The organism is Bacillus sp. SIMBA_031, from assembly GCF_046535225.1.
GTDB lineage: Bacteria > Bacillota > Bacilli > Bacillales > Bacillaceae > Bacillus > Bacillus velezensis.
The window spans coordinates 1-266 of record NZ_JAWRXC010000316.1; the positions used below are offsets into that span (position 1 = coordinate 1).

The 266-nt window shown below is 62.8% G+C and carries 1 protein-coding gene; it reads right to left on the reverse strand.

The window, feature by feature from the left end:
- Positions 1–266, reverse strand: a 266-nt coding sequence (locus tag SB724_RS20450; protein WP_410572722.1) for a Na+/H+ antiporter NhaA, incomplete at both ends; no start/stop codon positions are given.

The window sequence follows — 266 nt, forward strand, 5'->3', positions numbered from 1 at the left end:
GAAGAGGTCTATCCATGCGATGCTGGAATCCAGGCTCGCGCGGGTGGTTTTGGTGACCAAGAACGTGGTGCCAAAAACACCCACGGCCTTGCCCACTACCAGGGCCGCGGCAATGCCAAGGGCCACGGGATCCCGCAGTGCGGCCCCGACGCCGTCGAAAGCACCGCCGTCAAAACCTAATAAGGTGACGCCCGCGGAGAAGAAAGCGAAAACGGGGACGGCGAAGCCGGCAGAGAACGGCCGGAGACGGTGTTCGAGGTACTCAG